Source organism: Brevibacterium samyangense (genome assembly GCF_039529845.1).
Taxonomy (GTDB): Bacteria; Actinomycetota; Actinomycetes; order Actinomycetales; family Brevibacteriaceae; genus Brevibacterium; species Brevibacterium samyangense.
This window is the reverse complement of sequence record NZ_BAAANO010000014.1, coordinates 64,942-77,763: the sequence shown is the minus strand read 5'-3', so window position 1 is coordinate 77,763 and position 12,822 is coordinate 64,942. Positions and strand designations below refer to the sequence as shown.

General features: G+C 66.9%; 8 protein-coding genes and 1 pseudogene. 5 read left to right on the top strand and 4 right to left on the bottom strand.

Annotation, left to right across the window (positions count from 1 at the left end):
- The first annotated feature begins 28 nt into the window (after positions 1 to 28).
- On the top strand, positions 29 to 2,842 hold the full coding sequence (locus ABD172_RS08230; RefSeq protein ID WP_344308645.1) for a DUF3427 domain-containing protein: 2,814 nt from the start codon (positions 29 to 31) through the stop codon (positions 2,840 to 2,842).
- On the opposite strand, the gene ABD172_RS08225 is transcribed toward ABD172_RS08230, so the two are convergent.
- Positions 2,832 to 3,977, bottom strand: coding sequence for a TAXI family TRAP transporter solute-binding subunit (locus tag ABD172_RS08225; RefSeq protein ID WP_344308643.1), 1,146 nt, complete (start codon positions 3,975 to 3,977; stop codon positions 2,832 to 2,834). The genes ABD172_RS08230 and ABD172_RS08225 overlap by 11 nt on opposite strands.
- 39 nt (positions 3,978 to 4,016) lie before the next feature.
- Between ABD172_RS08225 and ABD172_RS08220 the strand changes: the two are divergent.
- From ABD172_RS08220 to ABD172_RS08210, 3 genes and pseudogenes are all read left to right on the top strand, one after another.
- Positions 4,017 to 4,946, top strand: a pseudogene (locus ABD172_RS08220) (ISL3 family transposase); the annotation flags it as partial.
- Between the two features lie 86 nt (positions 4,947 to 5,032).
- A complete protein-coding gene (locus tag ABD172_RS08215) occupies positions 5,033 to 5,683 on the top strand; it encodes a GntR family transcriptional regulator (RefSeq protein WP_344308641.1) in 651 nt (216 codons plus the stop codon).
- A complete protein-coding gene (locus ABD172_RS08210) occupies positions 5,680 to 6,915 on the top strand; it encodes an MFS transporter (RefSeq protein WP_344308639.1) in 1,236 nt (411 codons plus the stop codon). The genes ABD172_RS08215 and ABD172_RS08210 overlap by 4 nt, the downstream gene beginning before the upstream one ends.
- A 94-nt stretch (positions 6,916 to 7,009) precedes the next feature.
- Here ABD172_RS08210 and ABD172_RS08205 read toward each other — a convergent pair whose 3' ends face one another.
- The 3 genes from ABD172_RS08205 to ABD172_RS08195 all read right to left on the bottom strand — a co-directional run bounded on the left by ABD172_RS08205 (position 7,010) and on the right by ABD172_RS08195 (position 11,056).
- On the bottom strand, positions 7,010 to 7,792 hold the full coding sequence (locus ABD172_RS08205) for an acetoin reductase (protein WP_155049184.1): 783 nt from the start codon (positions 7,790 to 7,792) through the stop codon (positions 7,010 to 7,012).
- Between the two features lie 379 nt (positions 7,793 to 8,171).
- Positions 8,172 to 9,833 (bottom strand): carboxylesterase/lipase family protein, encoded by a 1,662-nt coding sequence (locus ABD172_RS08200; protein ID WP_344308636.1) that lies wholly within the window; start codon positions 9,831 to 9,833, stop codon positions 8,172 to 8,174.
- Between the two features lie 152 nt (positions 9,834 to 9,985).
- Complete coding sequence (locus ABD172_RS08195; RefSeq protein ID WP_344308634.1) at positions 9,986 to 11,056, bottom strand: arsenic resistance protein; 1,071 nt, start codon at positions 11,054 to 11,056, stop codon at positions 9,986 to 9,988.
- A gap of 248 nt (positions 11,057 to 11,304) precedes the next feature.
- On the opposite strand from ABD172_RS08195, the gene ABD172_RS08190 reads away from it, so the two are divergent.
- Complete coding sequence (locus tag ABD172_RS08190; protein ID WP_344308632.1) at positions 11,305 to 12,705, top strand: hypothetical protein; 1,401 nt, start codon at positions 11,305 to 11,307, stop codon at positions 12,703 to 12,705.
- The last annotated feature ends 117 nt before the right edge of the window (positions 12,706 to 12,822 follow it).

Below are 12,822 nucleotides of genomic sequence, written 5' to 3'. Positions count from 1 at the left end.
ACGGGCGCCTAAGCGGTTCAACCCGCGAGTGGTCGTCAACGACGGAGAGGAGGGGTCTGCACTTCGCATTCTGCGCGAGGAACTGAAGAGGAGTACGTCGTTCGACTGGTCTGTCGCTTTCGTGACGTCGGCCGCTGTAGCAATGCTCAAGCAAGAGCTGGCCGACTTCTCGGGACAGGGGCGAATTACGACGTCGACCTACCTCGGATTCAACAAGCCTGAGGCACTCCGGGAACTACTGCATCTCGAGCGCCTCGGTGTTGAAGTCCGACTGCACGACCTCGAAGCTTTTCACCCGAAGGGGTACATCTTCGAGAACGAGTACGGCATCACCGCGATGGTGGGGAGTTCGAACCTGACGGAGAGAGCGCTGACCTCGAACCGCGAGTGGAATCTCAAGGTCTCAGCTCACCCGCAGAGCGATCTGGCGGGACAGTTCCACGCTCTTGTTGAACAACAGCTCAATGAGTCCACTCGTTTGTCGGAAGAGTGGATCGATGAGTACGCGCGAACTTATGTGCCGATGCCGCGCCGGAAAGCTCGACGGCCGGCGAACCTGAGCCCGGAATCGACTGACTCACTTATCGTCCCGAACGACATGCAGACTCTGGCGTTGGCATCGCTCGAACAGATCCGGTCAAGCGGGGAACGCCGAGCGCTCGTCATTTCTGCGACAGGCACTGGCAAGACGATTCTGTCGGCGCTTGAAATACGCCAAGCGGCGCCGAGGCGCGCGCTGTTCATCGTTCATCGTGAGCAGATCCTCGACCGCACTATCGAGGAATTCAAGAAGGTCCTGCCGGGGGCGCCTAGCGACTTCGGCAAGGTAAGCGGCGCGAGCCGTGACCTGGATGCCAAACACGTGTTTGCGACTGTCCAGACCCTCGCGCGTCCCGAGGTTCTCAACTCCATTCCTCGGGACGCTTTCGACTACGTCATTGTTGACGAGGCGCACCGCGCCACGGCGAATCAGCATCGCGCCGTGATCGACTACCTTGAACCAGATTTCCTCCTCGGAATGACGGCAACTCCCGAGCGCATGGACGGCGCAGACGTATACGCGCTGTTCGACCACAATCTCGCGTACGAGATCCGACTGAACGACGCTCTCGAGAACGACATGCTCGCGCCCTTCCATTACTACGGTGTGGCGGATGTCGATTTCGTCGACGGGAAGACGAGCAACGCGAAAGACGACCTCTCGAAGCTCTCGCAAGGGCTCCGCGTGCAGCACATTGTCGACACCCTTGAGAAGTACGGTCATGCCGGTACCCCTGTGAGGGGCCTCATGTTCTGTAGTCGGAACGAAGAAGCTGCGCGACTCTCGGCAGCCCTTAACGGCGAAACGGTGAACGGGCGGCCACTTCGAACGGCTGCGCTCAGCGGTAAGAACTCTGTGGCAGAGCGCGAAGCTCTCGCGGTACAACTTGCAGAGGGGAACCTGGACTATCTCCTCACTGTCGACATCTTCAACGAAGGAATCGACATCCCCTCCGTGAACCAGGTGGTGTTCCTCCGGCAGACCCAGTCATCGATCGTCTTCACACAGCAGCTTGGGCGCGGGCTGCGGAAGGCGCCTGGCAAGGAATACCTGGTTGCGATTGACTTCATCGGGAACTATGACAACAACTACCTCATCCCGATCGCTTTGTTCGGAGACCGGTCGTTCAACAAGGAGAACATTCGCAAGGCGCTCATTGATGCCGAAGAGCAAGGCGTCACGGCAGGCGTCTCGAGCATTCACTTCGATCGTGTCGCGCACTCTCGCGTCCTCGAATCACTGAGCCGTGCCAAGGTCGACGGCATCGCCCACTTGAAGCCCGAAATCGTGGACCTCAGGAACAAGCTCGGCAGGATCCCCCGTCTCGTCGACTTCCACGAGCAGAAGTCCGTGGACCCAGTGCTGATCGGTTCCGGCGGCTCCTGGAAGCACTATGACGCGCTGATGGCCCGCGTGTTCAAGCTTGAACCTGGTTTCTCCGCCGCAGAGGAGCGGTTCCTTCTCTTCCTTGGCCAAGAAGTTCTCACAGCGAAACGGATGCACGAGGCACTCGTGCTCCGAGAACTCCTCGAAGAAGGGTCAATGGCATTGCAGGACGTCCGAGACGTGCTTGCAACGCGGGGGCTCGTGAGTGAAGCGGCACTGTCTGGAGCGCTCGATACGTTGACGCTCACTGGTTTCTCCGAGGGCGATACCAAGAAGTACGGAGAGCCGCTCGCGAGTCTGGAGAGCGAATCGGTCGCACTGAACCCAACTTTCAGGTCGCTATACGAGGCGGGCGGCGCCTTCGCTGAAACGGTGGACGATGCTGTTGCGACGAGCCTTGCAGTGACCCACGATCGGTACGGCACAGAAGAGCGGTTTGTCATCGGCAAGCAGTACTCCCGGCGCGATGTCGCGCGTACGTTCGGTTGGCCGCGGAGCTTTTCGAGCACGTTGTATGGGTACCGGGTGTACGAAGGCGAGTGCCCACTCTTCATTACGCTCAACAAGTCCGACGATGTTTCGGCCACCACGGCGTACAAAGAAGGCCTCATCGACCACAGCTCGATGTCGTGGTCGACGAAAAGCAATAGGACGCTCAAGAGCGCTGAGATCCAGCCGATCCTGAATAACACCGTACGCATCGAGGTGTTCGTGAAGAACAGTGATGCTGAGGGAACCGACTACTTCTACCTGGGTCGTGCCAGGGCGGCCAACGCGGTAGATAGCACGATGGCAGACGAGAAGAACACACCCGTCGTTGAAATGATCCTCAACTTCGAGGAACCGATCGGTGCGGGCCTGTACGACTACTTCCACCCCACGGTCGTCACTTCTTCCACTGCCTTCACCCCGTGATCTTCTCCGCGATCCACGCCGGCCAGCCCTCCGCGATCTCCTCCGACTTCGGCTCCGTCGCCAGGTATTTCGCCCACTCCTCGCGGTAGGTAGCGCCCGCGGCGATGAGTTCCTGGTTCTTCGCCTCGGCTTCCGGCGTCCACATCCCGTTCTCGGTGAGCCACCGGACCGTGCCGTCGTGGAACGGGGTGAGCTTCGGCATGACCTCGACGTCCTCCGGATTCCACCGCGGAGTGTTGAGCGTCGTGTCCTCGTACTTCGGGAACGTCCGCGCCATCGACGACACCAGGGCGTACACCTCATCCGCGCTCTTGTGGGCATACACGGAGATCGGCAGCGTGTACACGAGCCCGTGCGTCTCCTCGCCCTCCGCCTGCCCCGGCGCCCCCGAGAACGGCAGCACATTCACCGTCGGCACGAGGTCGATGAGTCGCTTCACCGCCTCCGTGTCCTCCGGGTCGAGCGGCAGCCACGCGACCTCCATCTGCGACTCGAGCTCGAACAACGGCGACCCGTACACCTGCTGGTACAGCGTGTCGATCTTCCCCGTCTTCAATGCCTCCGGCTGATCCCCGTACCCGATGTCCACCCAGGTGACGTCCTCCGGAGCGAGCCCGCCGTACGCGAGCAACCCCTCGATCTTCATATTCACCGAAGGATTCGCGGCGATCCGCGGAATCCGTTTCCCGGCCAGGTCCGCGTACGTTTCGATCCCGGACCCGCCCTTCACCATGAGCGAGTGCGGCGACAACGGCGCCCACACCATGCGCAGGTCCTGCGGACCCCAGTCCTCGTTCGCGAACTCGTTCACCCCGTGGTACCCGAAGAAGTACTCGTCCCCGAGGCGCCCCGCCTGCGCGATATCCGCCCGCATCGCCGCCAAGCGGCCCACCGGCGTGTCCGAAGTGATGATCCGCACCCGCGCCCCGGTGTCCGACGCCACCGCATCCGACACCGCCGCCAGGTCGTTGTACGTCGACGTCCCCGTCCCGTACGTCGACCACACGAACGGGTCGCTCAGACCCCCGACACTCGCCTGGGTCCGCCCGCACGCGGTCGTGAACACCGCAGTGCCGGCCACCGCCGCGGACAGGGACAGGAACTGGCGGCGATTCGCCACAATGCGCGGAGTCATGCCTTCTCCTCGGAATCGGAAACGGAACGATCGGAAGGCGAGCACGCGACCATCGCTGGGCTCGCCCGTCAGCTCGGAACATCGTGGAAGACCGTGTGGCGCGCCGTCGAGCCCGAACTCGTGTGCCTCGCCGCGGACGAATCCCGGTTCGATGGCGTCACGACGTTCGGTGTCGACGAGCATGTCTGGCATCACGTCGATCCACGCAAGCGCGGTCCGAAGGAACTGACGGGGATGGTCGACCTCACCCGCGACGAGCACGGCCGGGTGCGTGCGCGGCTACTGGATCTCGTACCCGGCCGGTCCGGGAAGGCCTACGCGACTTGGCTCGGTGAGCGCGGCGACGCGTTCCGGAAAAACGTGGAGGTGGCGGCGTTGGATCCCTTCGCCGGATACAAGACCGCGATCAACGACAAGCTGGAAGACGCTGTCGCGGTGCTCGACGCGTTCCATGTCGTGAAACTCGGCACCGCCGCGGTCGACGAGGTCCGCCGCAGAGTGCAACACGACACGCTCGGCCACCGCGGACGCAAGGGAGAGCCGCTCTACGGGATCCAGACCATCCTGCGCGCCGGAGCGGAGAACCTCACCGACAAGCAGCGAGTTAGGCTGGCCGCGGCGATCGAGGCAGATCCTGCGCACGACGAGGTGTTCGTTGCGTGGCAGTGCGCGCAGCAACTGCGATCCGCCTACCACGCGAAGGATCTCGCCGAGGGCCGCCGAATCGCGGAGCGAGTCGCCGAGACATTCCACACCTGCCCGATCCCGGAGATCGCCCGCCTCGGTCGCACCCTGCGCCGGTGGCGGTCAGCGTTCCTCGCGTATTTCGCGACCGGGCGCGCGAACAACGGCGGCACCGAGGCGATCAACGGAATCATCGAGCTGCACCGGCGCCTCGCCCGCGGCTATCGCAACCGGCACAACTACCGCCTCCGCATGCTCCTCGCCGCCGGCGGCCTCACCCCATGACCCCCACCGAATGTCCGAAGAGCCACTTTGCACCGGGCTGAGATGCAACTAGTATCTATCTTGTTCATCAGCACGGGGACGGGGTCATGGAGCATCAGGAGACGGAGGCATCCGCCGCGGATGCCGCGTACGCGAAGGTCAAGGAGCGGATCCTCGACGGCGATCTCGCCAGCGGGACGATGGTCAGCGAAGGAACGATCGCCGACGAACTCGGGATGAGCCGCACCCCCGTCCGCGAGGCGTTCCTGCGCTTGCAGGTCGAGGGGTGGATGCGGCTGTACCCCAAGCGCGGTGCGCTGATCCGCGATGTGACGCCGGGAGAGCTCGACGACGTCGTCGAGGCGCGCATCCTCATCGAGACCGATGCCGTGCGGCGGCTCGTCCGAGACTCCGAACGGGTGCAGGACGTCGTCGACGAGCTCTCCGACATTCTCGACGAGCAACGCCGCGCGTACGAGGCATCCGACCTCGCGCGGCTCGCCGAGGCAGACACGGCCTTCCACGCCCGGATCGTCGCGGCCGGCGGGAACGCCCTGCTCGCAGAGTTCTTCGCGACGCTGCGCGATCGGCAGAGGCGGATGCTCGCGTGGTCGCTCTGGCGACGCGACGACCGAGCCGAGCAGGTGCTCGACGATCACGGATTGCTCGTCCGCCTCATCGGCGATGGCGAGACCGCGGCGTTCGAGGTGGCACTCGGCCGTCACATCAAGAAGACCCACCTGGAGCTGCTGTCATGAGTGAGATGTCCTCCGAGGGAGCCGCCGCCGGAGAGCGGATCGCGATCGTCCCCTGGATGCGCGTGAGCGCTGCCCTGTTCGCTGTCGCGTGGGGTGGAAACGAGTTCACACCGCTGCTCGTGATGTACCGCCAGATCGACCAGATGAGCGCCTTCAGCGTGAATGTACTGCTCGGGGCATATGTCCTGGGCATCGTGCCCGCGCTCCTTCTCGGCGGCCCGCTGTCCGACCGGTACGGCCGCCGACCGCTGTTCGTCCCCGCCCCGATCATCGCGATTGCGGGCAGCACGCTCCTCGCCGTCGGGGCTTCCTCGATGCCGCTCCTGTTCGCCGGGCGGGTGCTGTCGGGTATCGCGCTGGGGCTCGTGATGGCAGTCGGCACGAGCTGGGTGAAAGAGCTCTCCGAGCCTCCGTTCACGACCCGCGCCGTCGACGGCCGTGGCGCCTCACGCGCTGCACTCGCACTGACGTCCGGGTTCGCGCTGGGCGCCGGATTCGCTGCGGCGCTCGGGCAGTTCGGCCCGATCCCCACCGCGTCGCCCTACCTCCTGCACATCGCCCTCACCCTCGTCGCGCTCGTGCTGCTGTGGGCGGCGCCGGAGAGCCGGCCGCGCCGAGACACCTCTGGGCCGCTCCTCGCCGACCTGCGCATCCCCACCGCGATGCACCGCCGGTTCCTCCTCGTCGTCGTCCCGATGGCGCCGTGGGTCTTCGGCACCGCCGCAAGCGCGTACGCGATCCTGCCGGGCCTCATGATGTCGCAGGCGCCGGGACTGCAGATCGGTGTGTCGGGTCTGCTGTGCGTCGTCGCGCTCGGCTGCGGTGTCGCGGTGCAGCGGTTCGCCGCGAAGGTCGACACCCCGCTGTCGGCCCGCGGCATCGGGATCGCGCTGACGGTCACCGTTCCCGCCATGATCCTGGCCGCCGTCGCGGTGAGCCTCAACTCGCTCGCCTGGGCGTTCGTGGCCGCCGCGGCACTCGGCGCGGCCTACGGCATGCTGCTCGTCGGGGGACTGCGCGAGATTCAGCGGATCGCCGGTCCGCGCGATCTTGCCGGACTCACCGCGGTGTACTACTCACTGACGTATCTCGGGTTCTTCATCCCGGCGATCCTCGCCGCGCTCGGCACGTGGATCCCGTACACGACGATGTTCCTCGCCGGCGCGGTCCTGGCGGCGGTCAGCGTCGGGATCGTCGCGCTCAGCTGGCGCCGGCACCTGCCGGCGGCCTGATGAGGAACCGGCCGGGCGCGGCGTCCTCGCGAAGACTTCGCAAAAAAAGGGGGCGCGGGAAGGACATGTCCTCCCCGCGCCCCCTTCGGATGCATCAGTTGTAGAGCATTCCGCCGTCCACGAGCAGCACCTGGCCGGTCACGTAGTCGGCCTTCTCGCTTGCGAGGAACGACACGACGTTCGCGACATCTTCGGGCGTCTCGATGCGGCCGAGGGCGATGCTCTCGACGTTCTCCTTGAGGTTCTGGCCCCGCGGCTTGCCGTTGATCTCCGACAGCTTCTCGTCGATGAGGTCCCACATGCCCGTGCCGACGATGCCGGGAGCGTACGCGTTGACGGTGATGCCCTTCGGGGCGAGCTCCTGCGCCGCGACCTGCGTGAGGCCGCGCACGGCGAACTTCGACGCCGAGTACGCGCCGAGGATCGGGAAGCCCTTGATCGACGCGATCGAGGCGGCGGAGATGATCTTGCCCTTCACACCGAGCTCGATGAACTTGTCGGCAGCGGCCTGGATGCCGAAGACCACGCTGTTCACGTTGATGGAGAAGATCTTGTCGAGCTCTTCCGCCGTCACGTCGAGGATCGGCTTGACCTGCGCGATGCCCGCGTTGTTCACGATGACGTCGAACCCGCCGAGCTGCGTGGCGGCTGCGTCCACAGCGGCGACGACGTCTTCCTTCTTCGACACGTCGGCAGCCACGAAGATTGCACGGCGGCCCAGCGCCTCGATCTCCGCGACGACGCCGCGCGCCTTCTCCTCCTGGAACGTGAGGTCTGCGACGGCGACGTCGAAGCCGTCCTTCGCGAGCTGGAGCGCGATTCCGCGACCGATTCCCTGACCTGCGCCCGAGACGAGAGCGACCTTGGCAGTGGACATTCCGACTACTCCTTCATGGTTCGATGAAGCGCTGTCGCGCTCCGAGAGAAGGTCGCCCGAAGGCACGTTGCTCGGCGCCGCACGACCCTCGACATCCTCGCAAAACTCATCGAGTCGGACGGAGATGGCAAGTATGCTCGCGAAGACCGCGTCCACGAGCTGCTTTTCCCCAAGCGCAAGGACTCGAACGATGTCGAGGTCGATGCGTCGAACCTGTGGATTCTGGACGACGGAAGGCCCTGTCAACGGTTCGCCGCGCGGATTCTTCAAAGGAACTGAACGGGTGTTCGGTGTGGATGGAACGCCGGTGGGTGGAATGCCGGAGTACGGAATGATCCGCCGCTCCCGAGCCCGAGCCCGACCCCGACCCCGGCCCGCCTCACCTCCCGTGCAGGTACCGCTCCCACGCCTCGCGCTTGGTCGCCCACGGGTTCTCCTCCGCGCGCAGCGGGTGATCGAGGACGAGGGTGCGGCGGTGCACCGCGTCGTACTCCGGCCAGTTCCCGGGAACGCCGGTGTGCGCGAACGTCGACCACAGTCCGATGAGCGCCTCGGAGAACGCGGCGTCGCGCTCGCCCGCCTCCTCGAACCCGCTCAGTCCCTTCTCCTTCCGCTGCTGCGCGTACACGAGGCTCCGCCCGTACAGGTGCGCGATCTCTGCCCCGTGCGTCGCCCCGCCGGCACCGAACGCGGGGATCCCGGAGACGTAGTCGTAGCGGTACATCCACACCGGCGCGTGGTGGGAATGGCTGTCCGCCGCGACGGTGCTCGGGTACCAGAAGAGGAGGTCGCCGCCGAGCTGGGAGGCGGCCTCCGCCTCGGGCCACCCCGGGTACTCCGCGAGCAGATCCTCGAAACCGGGACGTACCGCGAGGATCCGCGTGAGCGACTCCTCCGTGACCGGCACCGTCTCCTCGCTGCGCCTCGCATCGAGACCCATCCGGAACAGACGCCCCTCGTTCTCGTTCGTCCCGATGACGAGCGGCACCGGCGCCGCCGTGCCCTCCGCGAGCATCCCCAACTGCTTCGCCGGCAGCGACTCCCCGTCGATGCACGGCGCGAGCGGCGACTTCCCCGGATACTCGCGCTTCACCCACTCCATGGTGCGTGCGGTGGCGGCCTGGATGTCGCGGGTGGAGGCCTCGACGAGGGCCCGGGCGGTGGCCTCGGGCCCGGCGGCGACCGCCTCGGGGGCGAGGAACCGTGCGAACGCGAGCGCCCATTCCGCGTGGAGTTCCGCCGGATACCCCGAGGCGGGTGCCGGCGACTGCGCGATCGCCCGGTGGAACAGCCCGCGCGCCGCCGGCATGCACATGAGGGCGAGCACGGACATCGCGCCGGCCGACTCCCCGAAGATCGTCACGTTCTCCGGATCACCGCCGAACGCCGCAATGTTTTCCTGCACCCACTGCAGCGCGGCGATCTGGTCGTGCAGTCCGGCGTTCGACTCGAAGGAGTACTCGTCCGTGCTCAGCGACGTAAGGTCGAAGAACCCGAACGCGCCCACCCGGTAGTTCATCGACACATGGACGACGTCCGCCCGTCGTGCGAACTCGTGCGCCGGATACAACTTCGTGCCGCCGATGAGGAACGCGCCGCCGTAGATCCACACCATGACCGGCAGCGGTCCGGTGGCCTGCGGATCCGCCGGGCGCACGACGTTGAGCGTGAGGCAGTCCTCGCCCTGCGGAGCCGCCTCCGGATCGACCCCGATCCCACCGAACGCCTCCGCGAGCGGAGGCTGCACGGGAGAAGGCCCGAAGGCCGTCGCCTCGCGCACACCGTCCCGCGCATTCCCCTCCCGAGGCGCCCTCTCCGGACGCCGGAACCGCCGGGTCCCGACCGGCGCCTCGGCATAGGGGATCCCGAGCCACGCGTGCGTACCGAACCGCGTGAACCCGGCGACCGTGCCGCCGGTGGTGTCGACGTGGAGGGCGGACTCCGCGGTGGGAGTGTCCGTGGTTGATGCGCCTGCGGTAGGAGCGTCCGTGGCCGGTGTGTTCGGTGTCGGATCGCCGGCGGAGTTCGAGGGCTGCGTCATGGCCTCTCCTTCGAGGTGGGGGACTGTGCCTACTGGTGCCGAGTCTAGGAGCGTTGGGGCCTGTTCGCTGCGGGTTCGGTGTCGCCGATCGTGCTGATTTCGGGCCGGAATCAACACGATCGGCGACAGTGCAGCACCGGCGAGGAGAGGAGTCAGCGGTTCTCGGGGATCAGCTTCGGTACGAGGCGGACGAGGGCGACCATCACGAGGAGCTCGACGAGGGTCTGGGTGACGACGACGAGCGGGGCGAGAGCGGCGTCCGCGGTGTCGGGAGTGACGCCGATCGTGCCGCTTCCGGCTGCCGTGGACGCGCCGACGCCTGCGGCGGGGGAGTGGCCCGCCACGGCTCCCGTTCCGGGCAGTGCGAGTGCGAGCGGCAGGACGACGAGGGAGTTGCGGGTGACGCCGGTGAAGACGAGGGCGCGGCGCCTCGGGACGTCGAGGCGTGCCGCCCGTCCGACGATCCGTCCCAGAACGACCATGACGGCTGCGAAGGCGAGGAACACCGGGATCGCGGGAAGGAGTGCACCGATCGCCCCGCCTACCGCCCCGATCTGCGAGGTGACGACGAGGAACATCGTGAGCATCATGAGCGGGACCATCGCGTCGAAGACGGTGTCGCCGAAGAGGCGCACTGCGCGTGAGCGCTCCGACGCCCACCGCACGAGCACCGAGGCGAGGAGCGGCAGGGCGATGAGCAGGAGGAACGCCTCGAGGAACGGGCCCGGCCTGACGATGCGCGCCGCCTCGGAACCGAGGAAGAGCCAGAGGTAGACGGGAAGCAGCGCCATTTGCGCGAGCATGAGCAGCGGCGTGAGTGCGAGGAGCCGCTCGGCCTGGCCCCCGGCGAGCCTCGTGAAGACGAGGACGTAGTCGACGCACGGCGTGAGGAGCACGAGGAGGATGCCGAGCAGGAGGCCGGTGTCGGAGGAGTCTCCCGCCGCGAACGGCCTGGTGAGCGCCCACACGACGAGCGGCACGAGCGCGAAGTTCACCCCGAAAACCGCGGCGAGGAACCGCCCGTCTCGTAGGCCCGCGCCCAGTCGGGTGAACGGCACCCCGAGGAACGTCGCGAAGATGAGCAGCGCGAGCGCCGGGTTGATGGCGATGGAGAGGGATGCGGATGCGGCAGGTGCGACGACGCCGACGACGACGCCCGCGGCGATCGCGAGAAGATACAGCGCCACCTGATGACGGTCCAGGGCCTCGACGAATGCGCGCATCCGGTCATTCTGTCATCGGTCGTGAACCGGCGATCCGGGAGTCGACCCGCGGTCGGCCGCGCCCGTTTCACGTGGAACGGACTCGGCGCCTCCGACCCGCGCGCCATCCTGTGCGCGCGGGTCGCACCGTGGTCCGCGGACAAGCCGCCTTGTGAAACACTCTGGTCCGCTCCCGCGCCTCAGTGGGACACTGGTGCGACGGGCACGGTACCCGCCGGTAGTCGTCCGGGGCGACGTGGGAGTGCGACATGGGCATCGATTTCACAGCGGTGGACTTCGAGACCGCCAATCACAACCGGGCATCGGTGTGTGCGGTGGGAGCGGTGAAAGTACGGTCGGGGAAGATCGTGGACAGACTCGCGCTTCTCGTGCGCCCACCGGACGGCTTCGCCGACTTCCACCCGCTCCACCAGGCACTCCACGGCCTCGAACCCGCCGACGTCGAAGGCGCCGCCCGCTGGCCCGCTGCCTACGCCCAGCTCACGCGCTTCTCCGGCCCCGATCTCCTCGTCGCGCACAATGCGCCGTACGACCGCTCGATCCTCTTCCACTCCTGCAGCGCCTACGACATCGACTGGCCCGACCTCGACTTCCTCTGCAGCCTCAAACTCTCCCGCGCCCTCCTCACGCTCCCGGTCTACTCGCTCTCGTGGGTCGGCCACCACCTCGGGCTGGACATGCCCGCAGGCGCACCCGGCGTGCCGGTCGGGGCACCCGGCCGAGGCGCCGCGCTCGTCCCGGCAGGCGCCTCGGCAGGGCAGGCGGCGGGTCAGGGGGAGAGTGTGGACGGTAGTGCCGGGCGGGGCCCCGTCGACGGAACCGACACTCCTGCCGCACTACGCCGGCGCCGCTTCACCGCACTCGAGAACGCCGAGGCGTCCGCCGCCATCACCCTCGCCCTCGCCGAGCGCAGCCGGCTCGTGTCCTCCGCCGACCTCATGAGTATCGGGGCGAGTGTGCGCCGCGGGAGCTCGATGGCGCCGCGTGACTGGGCGAGCCTCGGCGAGGTGGAGGAGAGCGGCCTCGCGGTGCCCGATTTCAACAGCCTGCACGGCGAGAAGGTCGCGTTCACCGGGCAGCTCACGTGCATGACCCGCGAGGAGGCGATGCACGCGGTGTGCACGCTCGGCGGTGAACCGCTCGGTGAGGTCACGCCGGACACCACGCTGCTCGTCGTCGGTGGCATGCACATGGAGGGCCTGGTTCCCGGTGTCGAGCACTCGGAGGCGGCGCCCGCGGGGTTGTCCGACAAGCTCCGGTGCGCACAGAAGCTCATCGACGAGGGGCACCGGATCGAGATCGTGCCGGAGGACATGTTCCTGGGGCGGATCGACATGCAGCGCGAGACCGAACACTCGGCCCACGCCGCCCGGGTCGCGAGCACCGCGCATCCGGCACCCGACTACGTGCTCTCCCAGGGGCGTGAGGTGCCGCGCGATGCCCCCTACCCCGAGTTCCTCCGCCGCGCGCTCGCCCACCCTGAGGGCGCCTCGGAGTCGGACGTGCCGTGCGTGTGGTGCGGCAAACCGGTGCACCCGCACGAGTTCACGCTCTACCGCGAACGCCGGGTGTGCGGCGCCGAGTGCAACGAACGGCTCAAGTGCGCCGCGAAACGCGCCTGGCACCGGTATCGCGTGCACGGGTTCTGAGTGGGTCGGCCTGCTTCCTCGCGTCCGGCTCTCTCCCTCGCGACCGGCAAGGGTTTTACCCCTTGCAACACAATGGGACGCATCCGGGTGCGGATGCGTCTCATTGTGTTGTCACGG